Raw genomic sequence first — 18,667 nt, 5'->3', positions numbered from 1 at the left:
AGCGGCCCAATACCGCTAGATGGGGGTCTATGCGGCACAAGGAATTGCGGATCGCCCTCGTCTGCTATGGCGGCGTCAGCCTGGCAGTCTACATGCACGGCGTCACCAAGGAGCTATGGAAGCTGCTGCGCGCCAGCAGAGCATTCCACACCGGGCAGTCCCCGGGCGAGGGAAGCGAAGGCGTCTACACGGCTCTGCTCCGGCAGCTGCGGGAGGAGCATGGCCTCTCCCTTTCCGTGATGACCGATATCGTTGCGGGTGCGAGCGCCGGCGGCATTAACTCGGTCTTTCTTGCTCAGGCGATCCACTCCGGACAATCGCTCGATCCTCTCACCGAGCTGTGGCTTTCCGAAGCTGACATCGATGTCCTTCTGGACCCCGATGCGCGGCCCGGTGCGCGCACGGCGAAGTTCTGGATGACCCCCGTGGCGTCCTACCTCCTTCAGCGACCGGGAAACGGAGTGAGCAGTTCTGTCTCACCGGAAACGCGCGAAGAAGTTCGGGAAAAGCTCTCGCGCCTGATCCGCTCGCGCTGGTTCGAACCGCCGTTCAGCGGCATAGGCCTTTCCCGCCTGCTGTTAAGAGCACTGAAGGCGATGGCGGAGGGCCCAACTGCAGTGCCGCTGCTGCCGCCTGGCCATCCGCTTGACCTTTTCGTCACGACCACGGACTTCAGCGGACGGTTACAGCCATTGCGGCTCCATTCGCCCGAACTCGTCTACGAAAGCGAGCATCGGCTCTCGATCGGGTTTCGCGGGAAAGTCCCCGACACTCCTGGAAAGCCGCTGGCTCCGCTGCTCGATCTTGTCTTCGCCACTCGTGCCACCTCCAGCTTTCCAGGCGCTTTTCCGGCCTTGCAGATCAGCGAGATCGAGCAACTTGCGGACAAGGAAAACATGGGCTGGGAAAGCCGGGATCGCTTTTTAGAGCGGATCATGCCCGAACACGTGCAAGCGGGCGATGTCGAGCGAGTGTCGCTCATCGACGGCTCGGTGCTGGTAAATGCCCCCTTCGCGGACGCGATGGCGGTACTGCACGAACGGCCCGCTCACCGCGAAGTGGATCGTCGCTTCGTGTACGTCGATCCCACACCGCAACAGACGTTCCCAGGTACACCCGACGATCCCAAGGGACCGCCCGGATTTGTCGCGACCATCTTCGGAGCGGTCTCGGCCATCCCCCGCGAACAGCCAATCCGCGACAACCTTGAGGCACTGGAAACAGCCTCGCGCGAAACGGCCACGCTGCGCACGATCGCCGAGTCCCTGCGTCCCGAGATCGAGGACGCGGTCGAGAAGCTGTTCGGACGCACGCTGTTTCTTGACCGGCCGACGCCGAAGCGACTGAGTGCATGGCGCGCCAAGGCGCAGCAAGCGGCCTGGCAGCAGGCGGGCTTCGCCTACCATGGTTATTCGCAGGTCAAGTTCTCCGGCATTCTCACCCTGCTTACCCGCATAGTCATGCAGGCTGCGCCCGGAGTCGGATCGCGAAGAGCGGTAAACGACGCGCTCTCAGCCTCTCTGACTGCGCAAGGACTGGATAGGCTCTCTGCTCTGCGCGGCAGCGCTTCACCGCCAGTGATTGCCTTCTTTCGACAGCATGATCTGTCGTTTCGGATTCGCCGGCTGCGCCTTTTGGCCCAGCGAACGACGGAGGAAACGATCCTGTATGACGCGGCTGACGAGACTGCGGCGGACCGAATGCTCGGCATCACCTATGAAGCGCTATCGCTTTACCAAGCCAAGGAATCCGTCAGCGCCCTTGGCTCCGCGTTTGCGGGAGTGGCAAGCAAGGTCTTCGAAGATCCGGCCGCAGTGCTGGAATGGATCGCAACTCGGCGCAATCTCCCGCAGTTGGATAGTCAGGTCGATACGATGATCGCCGAAGGGCTCGGCGCACTGCCAAGCGCAGCACGAAGGCGGCTGCTACTCGCTTACCTTGGCTTCCCCTTTTACGACACTGTCACCCTGCCCTTGCTACGCGGTGAAGGCAGCAACGAATTCGATCCAGCAAAGGTCGACAGGATTTCGCCCGATGATTGTCATGCGTTCGCAGCCACAAGCGCCCTTCGCGGCACCGAGTTCTATAATTTCGGAGCATTCTTCAGCCGCGCCTACCGCGAGAACGACTATCTTTGGGGACGACTGCACGGCGCAGAACGGCTGATTGATCTTGTGGCCTCAACTCTGGACGAACGGCCACTGAAGATGGAGCATCTGGATCGCTTCAAGCGCGAAGCGTTCTGCGCGATCCTCGACGAAGAGGAAGGTCGTCTGACTATCGATCCGGAGCTGATTGCCGGCGTTCGCAATGCACTTGCTTCATGGCCTGCTTAGAGGTCGATTGTAGCTCTATCCGCACGTGCAGAAGGCCTCTGCACGTGCGGATAGTGACAGATCGAGCTTAGTCAGTGATGCCCGTCCAGGCATCCTTGATGCGTTCGAAAAACCCCTTCGAACCTGGGCACTCATCACCCGTTTCGGTCTCCTGCAACTCGCGCAAGATTTCCTTCTGACGCGCGGTCAGGCGGGTGGGTGTCTCAACGCTGATTTCGATGACGAGGTCGCCCCGCCCCCGGCCCTGTAACACTGGCATGCCAGCGCCGCGCTTGCGCAACTGCTTGCCTGACTGGATGCCGGCAGGAATGTCGAGAGAGAGCCGCTCGCCGTCGACTCCCGGAATCTCGATGCTGCCACCCAGAGCTGCGGTCGTGAAGGTGATCGGAACGCGCGTAAGCACGGTCGTGCCCTCGCGTTCGAACACGTCATGCCGCTTGACGTGGAGGAAGATGTAAAGATCTCCCGGTGGCGCGCCGAACGGCCCCGCTTCCCCCTTGCCGGACAGACGAATGCGGGTGCCCGAGTCCACCCCAGGGGGAATATCGATCTCAAGCTGCTGGGGCTTGTCGACCCGCCCTTCTCCGCCACAGGCGCGGCAGGGCTTCTCGATCACCTCACCACGACCGTGGCAGGTCGGGCAAGTCCGCTCGACCATGAAGAAGCCTTGCTGCGCCCGCACCTTGCCGTGGCCGCCGCACATCGCACATCGGCGCGCACCGGTTCCGGGCTCCGCGCCGGAACCGTGGCATGGCTCACAACCTTGAGAAACCTCGATTGTGATTTCGGTCTTCTTGCCATGGAACGCGTCTTCGAGCGTGATTTCCATGTCGTACCGCAAGTCGGCACCGCGACGCGCCTGCTGGCGAGCCCCTCCACCGAAGGCCTGACCGAAGATGGATTCGAAGATGTCGCCTATGTCGCCAAAGTCACCGCCTGGGCCGCCGCCGGGGCCGCCGTTCTGGAACGCAGCATGACCGTACCGGTCGTAAGCGGCACGCTTCTGCGGATCCTTCAGACAGTCGTACGCGACGCTGATCGCTTTGAAGCGAGCTTCGGAATCCTTGCAGCCCGGATTCTTGTCCGGGTGGTACTTCATGGCGAGCTTGCGGTAGGCCGACTTCAGAGTCTTGTCGTCCGCCGTCCGCTCCACCTCGAGCAGTTGGTAAAAGTCGATTTCAGTCGCTGACACGTATTCTTCCCCGCGCATAACCTAACCGCCGCTGGCACAATATGCACCAGCGGCGGTCGCGGTTTTCATCAGGTTATCAGCCCTTGTTCTCGTCTACTTCCGAGAACTCGGCATCGACCACATCCTCGTCGCCACTCGACGAAGAACCAGCGCCTGCCTCAGGCGACGCAGCCGAAGACTGCTCCCGCTCGTAGATCGCCTGGCCCATCTTCATCGCGACTTCGGTCAGCGCCTGCGACTTCGCAGTGATCTCAGCAGTATCGCCGCTTTCGATCGCCGTCTTGGCGGCAGCAATCGCGCTCTCCACGTCGGACTTGAGCGAAGCGTCGATCTTGTCGCCATTTTCGGCGAGCTGCTGCTCGGTCGCATGAACAAGGCTCTCGGCATTGTTCTTCGCCTCGGCAGCCTCGCGACGCTTCTTGTCCTCTTCGGCGAAGCGCTCGGCATCCTTGACCATCTGGTCAATGTCGGAGTCGGACAGGCCGCCCGAAGCTTGGATGCGGATCTGCTGCTCCTTGCCCGTGCCTTTGTCCTTGGCGGACACGTTCACGATGCCGTTCGCATCGATGTCGAAGGTCACTTCGATCTGCGGGACGCCACGACGTGCCGGCGGAATGCCGACAAGGTCGAACTGACCCAGCATCTTGTTGTCCTGCGCCATCTCGCGCTCGCCCTGGAACACGCGGATCGTCACCGCCTGCTGGTTGTCCTCGGCAGTCGAGTAGACCTGGCTCTTCTTCGTGGGGATCGTGGTGTTGCGGTCGATCATCTTGGTCATGATGCCGCCCAGCGTCTCGATACCCAGCGAAAGCGGGGTCACGTCGAGCAGCAGCACGTCCTTGACGTCGCCCTGAAGCACGCCGGCCTGGATCGCCGCACCCATCGCAACCACCTCATCGGGGTTCACGCCGGTGTGAGGCTCCTTGCCGAAGAACTCCTTCACGACTTCACGCACGCGCGGCATGCGGGTCATACCACCCACGAGAACGACGTCGTCGATCTCCTTCGCCGAAACGCCAGCATCAGCCAGCGCCTTGCGGCAAGGCTCGAGCGTGCGCTGGATCAGGTCCGCGACCATCTTCTCCAGGTCTGCACGGGTGACCGTCTCAACCAGGTGAAGCGGCGTGGTGCTGCCGCCTTCCATGCGCGCGGTGATGAAGGGCAGGTTGATCTCGGTCGTCGCGGTGGACGACAGTTCGATCTTGGCCTTCTCAGCCGCTTCCTTCAGGCGCTGGAGTGCAAGCTTGTCGGTGCGGAGATCCATGTTCTCCTTGGCCTTGAACTTGTCGGCCAGCCACTCGACCAGCTTGGAGTCGAAGTCCTCACCACCCAGGAAGGTGTCGCCGTTCGTCGACTTCACCTCAAACACGCCGTCGCCGATCTCAAGGATCGAAACGTCGAAGGTGCCGCCGCCAAGGTCGTAGACCGCGATGGTCTTGCCGTCCTGCTTGTCGAGACCATAGGCCAGCGCAGCCGCGGTGGGCTCGTTGATGATGCGCAGCACTTCGAGGCCCGCGATCTGGCCGGCATCCTTGGTCGCCTGACGCTGCGCGTCGTTGAAGTAGGCCGGCACCGTGATGACCGCCTGCGTGACCGTCTCACCCAGGTAGCTCTCGGCGGTTTCCTTCATCTTCTGCAGGATGAAAGCGCTGATCTGCGAGGGCGAATAGTCTTCGCCGCCGGCGCTGACCCACGCGTCGCCGTTCTTGCCACGAGTGATGGTGTACGGAACCAACTCGGTGTCCTTCTTGGTCACCGGGTCGTCGAAGCGGCGGCCGATCAGGCGCTTCACCGCAAAAATCGTGTTGTCGCCATTCGTGACCGCTTGGCGCTTCGCCGGCTGTCCGATCAGGCGTTCGCCATCCTTCGTAAAGGCGACGATCGACGGCGTGGTACGCGCGCCTTCCGAATTCTCGATCACCTTGGGCTTGCCACCGTCCATGACGGCAACGCAGCTGTTGGTGGTGCCAAGGTCGATACCGATTACTTTACCCATTATCCCCATTCCTCACGTCGTTTGGTGACACCGCGCGGATCGCCTCCCTCACAGAGGCAAGGCGGCTTGGCGGCTCGATGACGTCCCTGTGCAAGGGCATGTCGTCGCGGCGCGATATAGGTGTGGTTTTGCTTGGCACAAGAGCGGCATGCAGGCATGAACCGACCCAGTTCTGGACGCTTGGCATAAGGAAATTCGCGCCATGAAAATCCGTCGCCCCTTGATGCTGACCATTGTCGCGGCCGCGGCTGCGAGCCTTGCCGCATGCAACAGCTCCGAAACCCCGCCGACGGGGGAAAGCACGAGCACCATCGCGGCTGACGAAGCCTCCTCCGCCATGGGCCCAGAAGCCAAGCCGGGTGTAAGCGCCGCTGAGGGGCGGCTCGTTCTGCCTCTGGTACAAGGGCGCCCAGGAGTCGCTTACTTCAAGGTCAGGAACACCGGCGAGGCTCCTGTTTCCCTCGCGGGCGTGCATCTCGCCGGCGTCGGCAAGGTAGAGATGCACCGCACCGACGGCGGCAAGATGGCACCAGTCGATCAGGTTGAGATTGCGCCGGGAGCAGAAATTGCCTTCGAACCCGGCGGGTTGCACGTGATGGCCTTTGACGTGTCCGACACACTGAAAGCCGGAGGCGAGACGGAGATGACTTTGACCTTTGCGGATGGCGATAAACTCTCCATGCCGATCGCTGTCGAAGCGAGGAACCCGGACGCGGAGATGGCGCACTGACGCAAACTGACGGATGCTGCCCGCCCGGTGGTGAGCGCCCGCTTACCACCGGGGAGCAAGAACTGGTGAGGTCGGTCTTTGGAAGATCGGTTGATTGCGAACCGGTCCGAATAAAGCGCCGCCGCTGGTTTCCGTTGCAGCCAGTGGGCACCTTGATGGCGCCTACGGGACACATCCACTTCCACCCGCATTCGCCGCACTACGTGGAAGATTTTGCAGGCGCCGGGCTACATGCCCAAGCCCTGTTCCTGCACGAGATGACTCATATCTGGCAGACGCAGACAAGAGGCCGATGGTACCTGCCCCTGGCACGGCATCCGCTCTGCCGGTACGATTATGCGCTCCGCCCCGGATGGCGCCTTGAGCGGTACGGCATTGAGCAGCAGGCAGAGATCGTACGGCACATTTTCCTGTTGGAGCGCGGCATCCATGTGCCGGGCGCTCCTCCGCTATCGTCCTATCGGGGCATCCTGCCGTTCCGTAGCGATTAGCGGACTGAAATAGAGATGGCGCGGGCACCCGCCCACGCCATCAAAGATGATTAACCGCAAAGGCGATCAGCAATCCCGGTCGTAATAGCGACGCCCGTCACGGTCATAACGATAGCAGCCGCCGTTCCGGTCCTTCTCGACCTGAGAGCCCGCTACCGCGCCCGCAGCCGCACCGACTGCCGCACCTGCAGCGACATCGCCCGCGAGTGCTCCGACGCCCGCGCCGAGCGCGCCGCCCGCCAGTGCGCCCTCACCCGAGTAATTGGACGCGCATCCGCCTAAAGCGAGTGCGCCAGCCGCCATGACAGGAAGAATGAGCTTACGCATGTTTATCTCCGTGACCCAGTAAACGATCTTCGAGATCAACGGAGATGCGCCTGACTTGTTCCTTCCAGTACAACGGCCGGTCGCAGGGAGAGGCGCGGTGAGCGCCCGTTCAGGGTCAGTCTGGCTTTTTAGCCACAGCAACCATCGCCGGCCGGAGCAGCCTGTCCTTGATCATGTAGCCGGCCTGCAGTTCCTGCACGACCGTTCCCGGCTCAGCATCTGCTGAGGGCACTTCAATCATGGCCTGATGCTGGTTGGGATCGAGCGGCAGGCCCATGGCAGCAATGCGACTGATACCGTGTGCGCCAAACACCTTGTCGATCTCGCGGCTGGTGGCCTCGATGCCTGCTACAAGGTTCTTCATCTTCTCATCGTCCCGCAATTCAGCAGGAATGGCCGAAAGCGCGCGCGAGAGATTGTCGGCGACGGAGAGGATGTCGCGCGCAAACCCCGTTGCAGCGTAGGCGCGCGTATCCGCGATGTCCTTCTCAAGCCGGCGCCGTACGTTCTGCGTTTCCGCGCGTGCGTAAAGCATGTCCTGCTTGGCAACCTCGAGCTCCTCACGAAGGCGCGCCAGTTCGTCGCCGTCCTCCGCGTTTCCGTCATTCTTCTCGAGCAGCTCCTCGGGAACGCCCTTCAGTTCGTCGGCAACAGCCTTGCCATCTTGGGGCTGCGTCTTGTCGTCAGTCATGTCCGTTGAGTTCCAGCTATCCGATAAATTTGTCTAGGCTTCGGCCCAGGCTCCGAGCGGTGAAGTCCACCATGGGGACGACGCGGGCATAGTTCAACCGAGTTGGCCCGATAACCCCCACTACTCCGATCACGCGTCCTTCGCGGTCGCGATAGGGTGAAGCGATCACCGAAGACCCGGAGAGGGCGAACAGCCGGTTTTCCGAGCCGATGAATATTCGCGTTGCGCGTGCATCGCGGGCCATGTCCAGCAGATCCGCGACCGATTGCTTGTTCTCGAGGTCATCGAGAAGGGAGCGCACCCTTTCCAGATCAGAGACAGCGCTCTCGTCCAACAAGTTTGCCTGGCCCCGAACGATCAGCACGGGCCGCCGTGCGGCATCCTCGCTCCAGACCGCAATGCCGCGTTCGATCAAATCATGGCTGGCGGCGTCCAAAGCGCTCCGACCCGAAGCGATATCTTTGCGCATGGATTGCGCCGCTTCGGCCAATGTGCGCCCGGAAAGATGTGCGGTGATGTAGTTCGACGCCTCTTCAAGCGCCGATGCAGGCACCGGGGCGCCCAATTCGACAATCCTGTTCTCAACCGCGCCGTCTTCACCGACCATGATGGCGAGAACCCGCCGTTCCGCGATGGAGACAAGCGAAAGCTGTCGCAGCCGCGCCTCCCGCTGAGGCACCATCACCACGCCCGCGCAGGCCGAGAGATCCGAAAGTATAGCACTCGTGGCTTCCAGCGCAGCCTCGATCGGCCCCGGCTCGGCAAGGCGGCTCTCGATCGCCGCACGTTCTTCGCGCGTCGGTTCGGCGACCTGCATCATGCCGTCCACGAACAGCCGCAGCCCGGTTTCCGTGGGTAGCCGCCCCGCGCTGGTATGCGGCGCCGCAAGGAGGCCGAGCTTCTCCAGGTCCGCCAGGACTGAACGGATCGACGCCGGTGAGAGATTGAGCGCCCCACCTCCCGCGAGCGTACGCGAGCCGACCGGCATGCCGGTGTCGAGATACCCTTCCACCACGAGCCGAAAGATCTCTCGTGCACGGGTGGTCAGTTCAAGAAAAGGTGGAGTCGTCACGGGGTGCAATTTAGGCATCGCCCTTGCAGCCTCAAGCCCGTTCAGCCAAGGCACCCCTCACGAGTTCACAAGAGGAATCTTCATGCGACCTTCCGGCCGCGCGCCCGACGAGATGCGCGCTATCGATATTCAGACCGGCTTCACGAGGCATGCGGAGGGTTCTGCGCTGATTTCCTTCGGGGACACCCGCGTGCTGGTGACTGCCTCCGTCGAGGAGAAGGTACCGCCGTTTCTCCGCGGCAAGGGTGAAGGCTGGGTCACAGCCGAATACTCGATGCTGCCGCGTGCTACGCACACCCGGGGCAGCCGTGAGGCCGCAAAGGGCAAGCAGTCCGGCCGCACTCAGGAAATCCAGCGGCTGATCGGTCGCAGCCTGCGCGCCGTCGTCGACATGAAGAAACTGGGCGAACGGCAGATCGTTCTGGACTGTGACGTCATCCAGGCCGACGGTGGAACGCGAACTGCCTCGATCTCGGGCGCATGGGTCGCGCTGCGGATCGCGGTCGACAAGCTCCTTGCGGAAGGCAAGATCAAGGAAGATCCGATCACCGCACGCGTCGCCGCAGTGTCCTGCGGCATCCATGAGGGCACCCCAGTGCTCGATCTCGACTACATCGAAGACAGCAACGCGCACGCGGATGCCAACTTCGTGCTGATCGAAGGGGGCCTCATTGCCGAGGCGCAGGCCACAGCGGAAGGCGCGCCTTACGACGAGGAAGCGCTGCTGCGCCTCCTGCGCCTGGCTCGCATCGGCTGCGACCGGATTTTTGCGGCCCAGGCAAAGGCCACCGGACGGTGAGCCGCCGGCTCGAGGGGAAGCGCCTGCTCATTGCCACGCACAACGCTGGCAAGCTGAAGGAGATCGGCGCTCTCCTCGCGCCATACGGGATCGAGTGCCTCTCTGCAGGAGCACTGGGACTGGCCGAACCCGAAGAGACCGGCACGACGTTCGTCGAGAACGCGATCTTGAAGGCACGCGCGGCTGCGAAGGCCGCCCAGATGCCCGCTTTGGCGGACGATAGTGGTCTGTCAGTCGCGGCGTTGGGTGGCCGTCCGGGAGTCTACACAGCAGACTGGGCCGAGCGACAGTGGTTCGAGGGCCCCTCGGGGCGCGACTGGTACATGGCGATGGGAAAAGTCGAAGGGCTGCTCTGCGAGCTTGGGCCGGCGGCGGACCGCTCTTGCTGGTTCTCGTGCGTTCTTGCCCTCGCCTGGCCCGACGGGGACAGCGCGGTATATGAAGGCCGCGTGGAGGGCACGTACTCATGGCCCCCGCGTGGCACCATGGGTTTTGGCTACGACCCCGTCTTTGTCCCTCAGGGCAAAGACATCACCTTCGCGGAGCTTGCACCCGAAGAAAAGCACCGCATCAGCCATCGCGCCGACGCATTCGCAAAGCTTGTGGCCGATCAGTTCGGCGCCTGAGCGAGCACCTCGTGTTCAGTAGCCTGCGCGGGCCGAAGTTGCTAGGAAACCGGCATGGCCCGCGCCCTCTACATTCACTGGCCGTTTTGCCTCGCAAAGTGCCCCTACTGTGACTTTAACAGCCACGTGCGCAACCGCGTGGACCACGACGCCTGGGAGGCAGCGCTGCTTGCCGACATGCGCCGCGAGGCCGAATGCGCGGGCGGCGAGCCGCTCGCTTCCATTTTCTTTGGTGGCGGCACGCCTTCGCTGATGCCCCCTGCTCTGGTCTCCCGCCTGCTTGCCGAAGCGGAACGACTATGGGGCTTCGAAGACGGAATAGAAATCACGCTAGAGGGCAACCCGTCCTCCGTCGAAGCAGCCAACTACGCTGTACTGGCAGAGGTGGGCATCAACCGTGCTTCGCTTGGCCTTCAAGCACTCGATGACGACACATTGCGCTTCCTCGGCCGATTGCACGGGGCGTCCGAAGGATTGGCAGCACTCGAAATCGCACAGCGCCATTTCGCCCGCGTCTCCTTCGATCTGATTTACGCCCGCCCCGGGCAGACGGCGGAAGACTGGGATGCCGAACTGGCGCGCGCCATGGCGCTGGGCACTGGCCACCTCTCCCTTTACCAACTCACGATCGAGCCGGGCACTCGCTTCGAAACGATGGTCCGGAAAGGCGAATTCATCCCCCTCGATAACGATGTGGCGGCAGATCTCTTCGACCTCACCCGCGCCCACACGGCCGCTGCCGGGTTACCTGCCTACGAGATCAGCAACCACGCGCGGCTGGGCGAGGAGAGTCGCCATAATCTCGCCTACTGGCGCTACGATGACTACTGCGGCATTGGCCCCGGCGCTCACGGGCGCAGAGCCGGAGCAGCAACAGTGCGCCACCGCAAGCCGGAGAACTGGCTTACCGCTGTGTCGCAGCAGGGAGACGGTCTTGCCGAGGCTCGCAATCTTGGGCGGCACGAACAGGCGGCAGAGGCTATGCTCATGGGTTTGCGACTGGCCGAGGGGGTCGATCTGGCCCGGCTCTCACGCAAAGTGGGGGTGCCCACCACAGACTTATACGTGGCCGAGAAACTCTCCTTCTACGCTACCCAAGGTCTCGCATGGCAGCGCGATACGCGGATCGGGGTAACGGAGCGAGGAATGCCGCTGCTGGACGCCTTGCTGGCTGAGCTCGTGCCGGCAGCTCTCGTCGAGGCATGACGAGCCGTGCCGACGTTCTGGAGGCTTGGGGTGCGCACCTGGCCCACGGCAGACGCCGCTCTCCCCACACGGTTCGTGCCTACATCGCGACAGCCGCCCGCCTAATAGGGCAGGACACGTGCGACTGGGCATCGCTGACCCGGATCGATGCCGCCGACTTGCGGCGCCATCTGGCGGCACGGCGAGCCGAGGGGATCGGTAACAGCTCCGCCGCACGCGAGCTTTCTGCGTTGAAGGCGTTTCTTGCGTTCGCGCGGCAGCAGGCGGAATCCGACAGGGCGCTGCCGCGTTTGCGAGGGCCTCGTGTCAAGAAGGGTCTTCCCCGTCCCGTAACTCCCGATGAGGCCGTGAATCTTGCCGTCACGGTTGAGGAGGACGCATCTGAACCCTGGATCGGCGCACGGGACCGAGCGGTCCTGCTTCTCCTCTACGGTGCGGGTTTGCGTATAGCCGAGGCCCTTTCGCTTACTGGCGCAGCATTGCCTCTGGGCGAAACGCTGACAGTCACCGGCAAAGGGGGCAAGCAGCGCGTGGCACCTCTGCTGCCAGTCGTGCGCGAAGCGATTGCGGACTACCTGGCAAAGACGCCGTGGCCTACCGGCCCCGCCGACCCTCTGTTCCGCGGGGCCATGGGAGGGCGGCTCTCTCAAGGAGTGGTGCAAAAGGCCACGGCGCGAGCGCGCGTCGTGCTTGGCCTTCCGCCCAGCGCAACACCGCACGCGTTGCGCCACAGCTTCGCGACCCACCTGCTCGGTGCAGGCGCGGACCTGCGATCGCTGCAGGAACTGCTCGGACACGCAAGCCTGAGCTCGACCCAGATCTACACCAAGGTTGACGCTGCCACCTTGCTCGACGTCTACCGAAATGCCCACCCGCGTGAGAACGCGGATTGAACAGAGGCGCGATCAGTTCTCCGTCGGCTTCCAGGTGAATACACGCCAGAAGTAATAGACAAGGGTTGCGGCCACCACGGCGATGGTCGCCCAGCCCAGATATTTTTCGGCCTCCGAGAAAGCCATCCCTGCCCAGCGGCCCGACTGGACCAACACCAGGTTCCAAATCGCCGCACCTGCCGCCGTGTAAAGGAGGAAGCGCATGTGACTCATGTGCGAAAGACCTGCCGGTATGGATACCACGGTGCGAAACATCGGCACAAATCGCATAAAGAAGACCACGGCGCCGCCATGCTTCCGAAAGAAGTGGCTGGCACGCTCAACTTCGTTCCAGTCCATGGTGAGCCAGCGCCCCCAGCGATCCACGAAGGGTTTTAGCCTCTCATACCCCAAGCGGTCGGCCAGCAGGAACAGCGCATAGTTGCCCAGCGTCGCCCCGACCGTGCCGGCGATCAACAGGGGGACGAGTGTCATCGTTCCGCGCGCCACCGCGATCCCGCCGATCCCCATGATGAGTTCCGAAGGAATTGGGGGAAATATGTTCTCTAACGCCATCAGGAACGCCACGCCCCAATAGCCGCCGCCCTCAATGAGGCGGATAACCCACTCGCTCATGGCAGCTCCCGTGCTGGCTTCACATGGCAGCGTGGCGCCGTTCGATCGCCTCCCATATCTTTGCGCCCGTGTCCGTGCCGTTGAAGCGGTCTATGGCGACAATGCCGGTAGGCGACGTCACGTTGATCTCCGTCAGCCATTGTCCGCCTATTACGTCAATGCCAACGAAAACGAGCCCACGTGCCTTCAGTTCCGGGCCAAGTGCCGCGCAGATCTCCTCCTCGCGCACGGTGAGACGAGCTGCCTCCGCTGAGCCGCCAACCGCCAGGTTCGACCGGAATTCACCTTCGCCTGGCTTACGATTGATGGCGCCGGCAAACTCGCCATCCACGAGCACGATGCGCTTGTCTCCCTCACTGACGGAGGGGAGAAACGGCTGCACCATGAACGGCTCCGGCCAGACTTGCCCGAACAGTTCTGTCAGCGCGCCAAGATTGGATCCGTCTTCCGGAATGCGGAAAACCGCCTTCCCGCCGTTGCCGTGAAGCGGTTTCACCACCAGTTCCCCGGGGTGGGCCGCATGGAACCGCCGCACATCTTCAAGCCGGCGCGCGATGAAGGTGGGCGGCATGAAGCGCGCGTAATCGAGGACGAAGACCTTCTCCGGCGCATTCCTCACCGACACCGGGTCGTTCACCACCAGCGTCGTGCCAGCGAGCCTTTCCAGCAAATGTGTGCCGGTGATGTAGCCCAGATCGAACGGCGGATCCTGCCGCATGAGCACGACGTCCACGTCGACCGCGAGGTCGATCAGCCGGTATTCATCGCGAGCGAAGTGATCGCCGGGAACTGATTTCACCGTAACTGGGGCAGCCCACGCGGTCAGACGCCCTCCCGCACCCTCGCTGGTATCGTATGAGAGCGAGTGGACGTCGTAGTGGAACATCGAGTGTCCGCGCGCCTGGGCCGCCAGCATGAGCGCAAAAGAGGAATCGCCTGCGATGTTGATCGTCTCGAGCGGGTCCATCTGGACCGCAATACGTAACGGCATCTCACTCCTCTCTAAGGGCATTTACCACCGGCTGCATTACCGGAAATCAACGGCGGGGCGAGTACATTCGCGCGGCTGGCCGCACGGCGGTCTCCCCCCATGGGCCTGTTCGTGTCGGTAGGTGGCAACCACCACTGTCACCTCAGACGCCGGGCTGCCAGGCATTGGCGATCCGGCGCGGCCAGCACCAGGGCGCCAGCAGGATAACGTCGATCCGCACTGTCTCCCCCTCACGAGCATAGCGCGCGACCAAGCCTTGCGCGGCTGCGGCGACACGCTGCAGCCGTCGCGCGTCTATCGAGGCATCCAGATCAGTCTTCCTTGAACGCCACTTCACTTCGACGAAGCAAACGGTACGCGCTCTTCGCACGACCAGATCAACTTCGCCGCGCGCGGTTCTGACACGCCGGCCCAGGATGCGCCAGCCCGTCAGCCGCAGATACCAGGCGGCCCACGCCTCGCCCCGTCTGCCCTGCATCTCCGCACGCGCGCGACGTTCACTCACTTTAATTCCAGTGCACGTGCGTAGAGCGCCTTGCGATCCAGGCCGGTCACCTTCGCAACCCGCGCTGCCGCTTGCGACGGTTTGTCGGTCTTGAGAGCCTCACGCAGAAGCGCATCGACGTCCGCTGCATCAGGAGGTGGCGCATCCGGCGGCGGCGCCACCAGCAGGACGATCTCGCCTTTGGGTGGATGAGTTCGAAAGTGAGCTGCGATCTCCGCAGGCGCTCCGCTCCGGCACTCTTCAAAGCGTTTGGTCAGTTCCCGCGCCACCGCCACCTCACGTCCCGGTAACACGATCTCGATCGCATCCAGGGAGTCCAGCAGACGCGGACCGGTTTCATAAAAAATCAAAGTAGCAGGCACGGCTTCGAGCTCTCGCAGAACGTCCTCGCGAGCCTTGCTTTTGGCCGGGAGAAACCCCCCGAAGAGGAAACGATCGTTCGGCAATCCTGACAGCGTCATACCCAGGACAGCGGCATTCGGCCCGGGGAGGCTGGTCACCGCGATGCCCTCGTCCCGAGCTGCCCTGACGAGACGGTAGCCCGGGTCGGAGATCAACGGGGTGCCGGCATCGCTCACCAGTGCAACCGGCCCGTCCCTCATGGTCGCAAGAAGGCGCTCCCGACTCCCCTCGTCCGAGTGGTCGTCGTACCGCAGCATCCGCTTCTTCAACCCGAGGTGGTTGAGCAGCTTTCCCGTGACGCGGGTATCCTCGCAAGCTACGACGTCAACCGCACCAAGCACCTCGATTGCCCGAAGCGTGATGTCGCCAAGGTTGCCAATCGGGGTGGCGACTATGTAGAGGCCCGGCAAAAGCGCGTGTTCCATGGTGATGTCCATGGCCAACCCGGAGGGGGACAGCAAGTGATGTTCGAACGGCGAATCGCCCGGCGCAATCTGCTCGCGGCAGCTGCAATGGCAGCTCTGGGGGCCTGTACCGTCGTTCCCAAGGCTCCCTCACCCACGCCAGCCCCGGTGCCCGCGCCGACCCCGGCACCAAGCCAGCTCCCGAGCGATACGCAACGTCACCGCGTAGCGCTGCTGGTTCCGATGAGCGGCCCCAATGGCGCGGTGGGCCAGTCCATCGCCAATGCTGCGGCTATGGCTTTGATGGACACAAACGCCCAGAATCTGCGCATCACCAATTATGACACCGCGGTGAATGCGGGAGCAGCAGCCAGGCGCGCGCTGGAGGACGGCAACCAGTTGATCCTCGGCCCGCTCCTCGCCAGCGACATTCCGGCGATCGCGGCCGTCGCAAAAGGGGCGAACGTTCCTCTGATCTCGTTCTCGAACGATGAGACCGCCGCTGCACGCGACGTCTTCGTGATGGGCAGCTTGCCCGGCGAATCGGTACGCCGTACAATCCGCTATGCTCGCGGCCAGGGGATTACCAACTTCGGCGCTCTTGTTCCCAAGGGAGAATATGGAGAGCGGGCTTCGCAGGCATTGCTGGCGGAAGCACGCGCTGCCGGGGGGGCGATCACCGCCATGGAGACCTACGACCGCAGCAACGCCTCCATCACCGCCGCCGCACGCAAGCTTCGCGAGCGGGGGCCATTTGACGCCGTTCTCATCGCGGATAGCGGATCCCTCTCTGCGCGGGCAGCCAGCCAGCTGAAGCCGCAGGCGAGCGCTTCGTCCCCTCGCCTCCTCGGCACGGAGTTGTGGAGCGGAGAGAAGGAAGTGACCGCGACGCCTGCCCTGAAAGGCGCTTGGTACTCCGCCGTCTCGGACAGCCGCTTTCCCCAGTTCTCGCAGAGCTACCGCACCCGCTTCGGAGCAAGGCCATACCGGATTGCGACACTGGGCTATGATGCGGTCTTGCTCACGCTGCGTATCGCGCGCGACTGGAAGCCGGGAAAAGCCTTCCCAACGAAGGCTCTGAGCTCTGAAGACGGCTTCCTCGGCCTCGACGGTGCGTTCCGCTTCGATCGGAACGGTGTTGTCGACCGCGCACTGGAAGTGCGGGAGGTCGGTCCTGGAGCTGTGAAGGTCATCAGTCCGGCTCCAACGAAGTTCGGCAACTGATCCGCTTCGCTGTTACCGTTGGAGATAAACCCGCGGGCAGCTTGCGCGGGGATTCCGCACAGGCCTATAACTGCCGCCATGGCCGATGACTTGTTCGACAAATTACCGTCCTCGGGCGGCGAATCTTACGATGGTTCTGCAATCGAGGTGCTGGAGGGGCTGGAGCCTGTCCGCCGGCGCCCCGGCATGTACATCGGCGGCACGGATGAGCGGGCGCTGCATCACCTGGCTGCCGAAGTGCTCGACAATGCCATGGACGAGGCGGTCGCAGGACATGCCAATCGCATCGAAGTCACGCTCGAAGCGGAACCGGGATCTGCTGGTCGGCTGACAATCACCGACAACGGGCGCGGGATCCCCGTCGACGAGCACCCGAAATTTCCCGGCAAGTCGGCGCTCGAAGTGATCCTCTCGACACTGCACTCGGGCGGTAAGTTCTCCGGCAAGGCATATGCCACCTCGGGCGGCCTTCACGGCGTCGGCATCTCGGTGGTGAATGCGCTTTCGAGCCATACGCGTGTGGAAGTGGCCCGCAACAAAGAGCTTTTTGCGCAGGAATTCTCGCGAGGGCAGACCTTGGGCAAGCTGCAGAAGATCGGAGCAGCGCCGAACAGGCGCGGCACGTCGGTCGCGTTCACGCCAGATACCGAAATCTTCGGCGATCAGAAGTTCAAGCCTGCGCGGCTGTTCAAGCTGGTGCGGTCGAAGGCCTACCTCTTCGCCGGGGTAGAAATTCGGTGGAAGTGTTCACCCGAACTGGCAGCGGAAGATGTTCCAGCAGAGGCCGTGTTTCAGTTCCCCGGCGGTCTGGCTGATCACTTGGCGGAGCAGATTGGCGGGCGCGAGTGCGTTACCAGCCAAGCCTTCTCAGGCAGCCAGGAATTCCCGCGCGGCGATGACGGTTCCGAGGGAGGGCGCGTGGAGTGGGCAATTGCGTGGCCGCTCTACTCCGACGGCTCCTATTCGTGGTATTGCAACACCATCCCCACGCCCGACGGCGGCACCCACGAACAGGGACTTCGCGGGGCTCTGACCAAGGGCATCCGCGCCTTTGCCGACCTTGTCGGCCAAGGCAAGAAAGCCAAGGATATCACGCCTGATGATGTGGTGACCGGCAGCGAGGTCATGCTCTCGGTCTTCGTCCGTGACCCGCAGTTTCAGAGCCAGACAAAAGATCGCCTCACCTCGCCAGAGGCCGCCCGCCTCGTAGAGAATGCGGTGCGCGATCATTTCGACCATTTCCTCAGCGACAACATGGATCGCGGCAAGGCACTGCTCGGTTCGATCCTCGAGCGCATGGACGAGCGCCTTCGCCGCAAGGCCGAGCGCGAGGTCAAGCGCAAGACGGCCACGAACGCCCGGAAGCTGCGCCTGCCGGGTAAACTGACTGATTGCTCGGGCGAAGGCGATGGCGAGACGGAGCTGTTCATCGTTGAGGGTGACAGTGCCGGCGGCTCGGCCAAGCAGGCGCGCGACCGCAAGACGCAGGCGATCCTTCCGATCCGCGGCAAGATCCTGAACGTCGCGAGCGCAAGTGCCGACAAGATCCGAGGCAATCAGGAAATCGCCGACCTGCAACTCGCGCTGGGCTGCGGTATCCGCAAGGACTGCAACCCGGACAACCTGCGCTACGATCGCATTGTCATCATGACGGACGCAGACGTCGACGGTGCGCACATTGCCACGCTGCTGATGACCTTCTTCTTCCAGGAGATGCCTGAAGTCGTGCGCCGGGGCCACCTCTACCTCGCACAGCCCCCGCTCTACCGGATAACAAGCGGCGCCACGTCCGCCTATGCTCGCGATGACCTTCACCGTGCAGAGTTGGAGAAAACCAGGTTCAAGGGCAAGAAAGTCGAGGTATCTCGCTTCAAGGGTTTGGGTGAAATGAACCCACAGCAGCTGCGTGAGACGACGATGAGTCCCGCCAGCCGATCCATGATCCGGATCACGCTGCCTCCCGAATATGAGGATCGGGCCGCCGTGAAAGACCTCGTCGATCGCTTGATGGGCCGCAATCCGGAGCACCGTTTCCAGTTCATTCAGAACCGCGCAAGCGAGATCGACCCCGAACTGATCGACGCCTAGAGCATGATCATCTTAGATTGAAGCCTATCCGCTGTTTTTAAGGTGAATCCCCTGTCGATTCACGCAGACAAGATCCTAC

At 62.9% G+C, this 18,667-nt stretch carries 18 protein-coding genes; 9 read left to right on the top strand and 9 right to left on the bottom strand.

The features are described from left to right. Positions 1 to 29: 29 nt before the first annotated feature. Complete coding sequence (locus ABUH87_RS10120) at positions 30 to 2,336, top strand: patatin-like protein (protein ID WP_367773168.1); 2,307 nt, start codon at positions 30 to 32, stop codon at positions 2,334 to 2,336. A gap of 67 nt (positions 2,337 to 2,403) precedes the next feature. On the opposite strand, the gene dnaJ is transcribed toward ABUH87_RS10120, so the two are convergent. After that, the gene (dnaJ, locus tag ABUH87_RS10115; protein ID WP_367773166.1) at positions 2,404 to 3,528 is read right to left on the bottom strand and encodes a molecular chaperone DnaJ; all 1,125 of its coding nucleotides are present in this window, start codon (positions 3,526 to 3,528) and stop codon (positions 2,404 to 2,406) included. Positions 3,529 to 3,604: 76 nt separating this feature from the next. Next, entirely contained in the window at positions 3,605 to 5,524 is a 1,920-nt protein-coding gene (gene dnaK, locus ABUH87_RS10110; protein ID WP_367773164.1) for a molecular chaperone DnaK, read from the bottom strand. A 202-nt stretch (positions 5,525 to 5,726) separates the two neighbouring features. Here dnaK and ABUH87_RS10105 point away from each other — a divergent pair, with 202 nt between their 5' ends. Together ABUH87_RS10105 and ABUH87_RS10100 are read left to right on the top strand one after the other, a co-directional pair. Next, positions 5,727 to 6,254, top strand: coding sequence for a copper chaperone PCu(A)C (locus ABUH87_RS10105; RefSeq protein ID WP_367773162.1), 528 nt, complete (start codon positions 5,727 to 5,729; stop codon positions 6,252 to 6,254). 155 nt (positions 6,255 to 6,409) lie between these two features. After that, on the top strand, positions 6,410 to 6,745 hold the full coding sequence (locus tag ABUH87_RS10100) for a hypothetical protein (RefSeq protein ID WP_367773160.1): 336 nt from the start codon (positions 6,410 to 6,412) through the stop codon (positions 6,743 to 6,745). Positions 6,746 to 6,811: 66 nt separating this feature from the next. On the opposite strand, the gene ABUH87_RS10095 is transcribed toward ABUH87_RS10100, so the two are convergent. The 3 genes from ABUH87_RS10095 to hrcA all read right to left on the bottom strand — a co-directional run bounded on the left by ABUH87_RS10095 (position 6,812) and on the right by hrcA (position 8,853). After that, positions 6,812 to 7,072, bottom strand: coding sequence for a YgdI/YgdR family lipoprotein (locus ABUH87_RS10095; protein ID WP_367773158.1), 261 nt, complete (start codon positions 7,070 to 7,072; stop codon positions 6,812 to 6,814). Positions 7,073 to 7,187: 115 nt separating this feature from the next. Next, entirely contained in the window at positions 7,188 to 7,763 is a 576-nt protein-coding gene (gene grpE / locus ABUH87_RS10090) for a nucleotide exchange factor GrpE (RefSeq protein ID WP_367773156.1), read from the bottom strand. A 16-nt stretch (positions 7,764 to 7,779) separates the two neighbouring features. Continuing rightward, positions 7,780 to 8,853, bottom strand: a complete 1,074-nt coding sequence (hrcA, locus tag ABUH87_RS10085) for a heat-inducible transcriptional repressor HrcA (protein WP_419956687.1) — start codon at positions 8,851 to 8,853, stop codon at positions 7,780 to 7,782. A gap of 64 nt (positions 8,854 to 8,917) precedes the next feature. On the opposite strand from hrcA, the gene rph reads away from it, so the two are divergent. Genes rph through ABUH87_RS10065 form a run of 4 tightly spaced genes read left to right on the top strand, consistent with a single transcriptional unit; the run spans position 8,918 to position 12,359 of the window. Beyond that, a complete protein-coding gene (gene rph / locus ABUH87_RS10080; protein WP_367773154.1) occupies positions 8,918 to 9,634 on the top strand; it encodes a ribonuclease PH in 717 nt (238 codons plus the stop codon). After that, on the top strand, positions 9,631 to 10,260 hold the full coding sequence (rdgB, locus tag ABUH87_RS10075) for an RdgB/HAM1 family non-canonical purine NTP pyrophosphatase (RefSeq protein ID WP_367773152.1): 630 nt from the start codon (positions 9,631 to 9,633) through the stop codon (positions 10,258 to 10,260). The genes rph and rdgB overlap by 4 nt, the downstream gene beginning before the upstream one ends. A 54-nt stretch (positions 10,261 to 10,314) precedes the next feature. Then, positions 10,315 to 11,466 (top strand): radical SAM family heme chaperone HemW, encoded by a 1,152-nt coding sequence (gene hemW / locus ABUH87_RS10070; protein WP_367773150.1) that lies wholly within the window; start codon positions 10,315 to 10,317, stop codon positions 11,464 to 11,466. After that, positions 11,463 to 12,359 carry a tyrosine recombinase XerC gene (locus ABUH87_RS10065; RefSeq protein ID WP_367773148.1) on the top strand — a complete coding sequence of 299 codons (897 nt, stop codon included), beginning with the start codon at positions 11,463 to 11,465 and terminating at the stop codon, positions 12,357 to 12,359. The genes hemW and ABUH87_RS10065 overlap by 4 nt, the downstream gene beginning before the upstream one ends. A gap of 12 nt (positions 12,360 to 12,371) precedes the next feature. Here the strand turns inward: ABUH87_RS10065 and ABUH87_RS10060 are convergent, their stop codons facing one another. The 4 genes from ABUH87_RS10060 to rsmI all read right to left on the bottom strand — a co-directional run bounded on the left by ABUH87_RS10060 (position 12,372) and on the right by rsmI (position 15,297). Continuing rightward, the gene (locus ABUH87_RS10060) at positions 12,372 to 12,974 is read right to left on the bottom strand and encodes a DedA family protein (protein ID WP_367773146.1); all 603 of its coding nucleotides are present in this window, start codon (positions 12,972 to 12,974) and stop codon (positions 12,372 to 12,374) included. A 19-nt stretch (positions 12,975 to 12,993) separates the two neighbouring features. Beyond that, a complete protein-coding gene (gene gshB, locus ABUH87_RS10055) occupies positions 12,994 to 13,965 on the bottom strand; it encodes a glutathione synthase (protein WP_367773144.1) in 972 nt (323 codons plus the stop codon). A gap of 142 nt (positions 13,966 to 14,107) precedes the next feature. After that, a complete protein-coding gene (locus ABUH87_RS10050; RefSeq protein WP_367773141.1) occupies positions 14,108 to 14,470 on the bottom strand; it encodes a YraN family protein in 363 nt (120 codons plus the stop codon). Continuing rightward, entirely contained in the window at positions 14,467 to 15,297 is an 831-nt protein-coding gene (gene rsmI, locus ABUH87_RS10045) for a 16S rRNA (cytidine(1402)-2'-O)-methyltransferase (RefSeq protein ID WP_367773139.1), read from the bottom strand. The genes ABUH87_RS10050 and rsmI overlap by 4 nt, the downstream gene beginning before the upstream one ends. A gap of 39 nt (positions 15,298 to 15,336) precedes the next feature. Between rsmI and ABUH87_RS10040 the strand changes: the two genes are divergently transcribed. Together ABUH87_RS10040 and parE are read left to right on the top strand one after the other, a co-directional pair. Then, positions 15,337 to 16,500 (top strand): penicillin-binding protein activator, encoded by a 1,164-nt coding sequence (locus tag ABUH87_RS10040; RefSeq protein ID WP_367773137.1) that lies wholly within the window; start codon positions 15,337 to 15,339, stop codon positions 16,498 to 16,500. Positions 16,501 to 16,578: 78 nt separating this feature from the next. After that, entirely contained in the window at positions 16,579 to 18,588 is a 2,010-nt protein-coding gene (gene parE / locus ABUH87_RS10035; RefSeq protein ID WP_367773135.1) for a DNA topoisomerase IV subunit B, read from the top strand. The last annotated feature ends 79 nt before the right edge of the window (positions 18,589 to 18,667 follow it).

Origin of the sequence: Novosphingobium rhizovicinum (assembly GCF_040813635.1) — a bacterium.
GTDB lineage: Bacteria > Pseudomonadota > Alphaproteobacteria > Sphingomonadales > Sphingomonadaceae > Novosphingobium > Novosphingobium rhizovicinum.
Note: the sequence above shows the minus strand (reverse complement) of the source record. Positions and strands in the feature narration are given on the sequence as shown.

Excerpts from the sequence above, each read along its gene's own strand:
- ABUH87_RS10120 (WP_367773168.1), top strand. The coding sequence starts at position 30 with ATGCGGCACAAGGAATTGCGGATCGCCCTCGTCTGCTATGGCGGCGTC.
- dnaK (WP_367773164.1), bottom strand. The coding sequence starts at position 5,524 with ATGGGTAAAGTAATCGGTATCGACCTTGGCACCACCAACAGCTGCGTT.
- ABUH87_RS10105 (WP_367773162.1), top strand. The coding sequence starts at position 5,727 with ATGAAAATCCGTCGCCCCTTGATGCTGACCATTGTCGCGGCCGCGGCT.
- ABUH87_RS10100 (WP_367773160.1), top strand. The coding sequence starts at position 6,410 with ATGGCGCCTACGGGACACATCCACTTCCACCCGCATTCGCCGCACTAC.
- ABUH87_RS10095 (WP_367773158.1), bottom strand. The coding sequence starts at position 7,072 with ATGCGTAAGCTCATTCTTCCTGTCATGGCGGCTGGCGCACTCGCTTTA.
- grpE (WP_367773156.1), bottom strand. The coding sequence starts at position 7,763 with ATGACTGACGACAAGACGCAGCCCCAAGATGGCAAGGCTGTTGCCGAC.
- hrcA (WP_419956687.1), bottom strand. The coding sequence starts at position 8,853 with ATGCCTAAATTGCACCCCGTGACGACTCCACCTTTTCTTGAACTGACC.
- rph (WP_367773154.1), top strand. The coding sequence starts at position 8,918 with ATGCGACCTTCCGGCCGCGCGCCCGACGAGATGCGCGCTATCGATATT.
- hemW (WP_367773150.1), top strand. The coding sequence starts at position 10,315 with ATGGCCCGCGCCCTCTACATTCACTGGCCGTTTTGCCTCGCAAAGTGC.
- ABUH87_RS10065 (WP_367773148.1), top strand. The coding sequence starts at position 11,463 with ATGACGAGCCGTGCCGACGTTCTGGAGGCTTGGGGTGCGCACCTGGCC.
- ABUH87_RS10060 (WP_367773146.1), bottom strand. The coding sequence starts at position 12,974 with ATGAGCGAGTGGGTTATCCGCCTCATTGAGGGCGGCGGCTATTGGGGC.
- gshB (WP_367773144.1), bottom strand. The coding sequence starts at position 13,965 with ATGCCGTTACGTATTGCGGTCCAGATGGACCCGCTCGAGACGATCAAC.
- rsmI (WP_367773139.1), bottom strand. The coding sequence starts at position 15,297 with ATGGAACACGCGCTTTTGCCGGGCCTCTACATAGTCGCCACCCCGATT.
- ABUH87_RS10040 (WP_367773137.1), top strand. The coding sequence starts at position 15,337 with ATGTTCGAACGGCGAATCGCCCGGCGCAATCTGCTCGCGGCAGCTGCA.
- parE (WP_367773135.1), top strand. The coding sequence starts at position 16,579 with ATGGCCGATGACTTGTTCGACAAATTACCGTCCTCGGGCGGCGAATCT.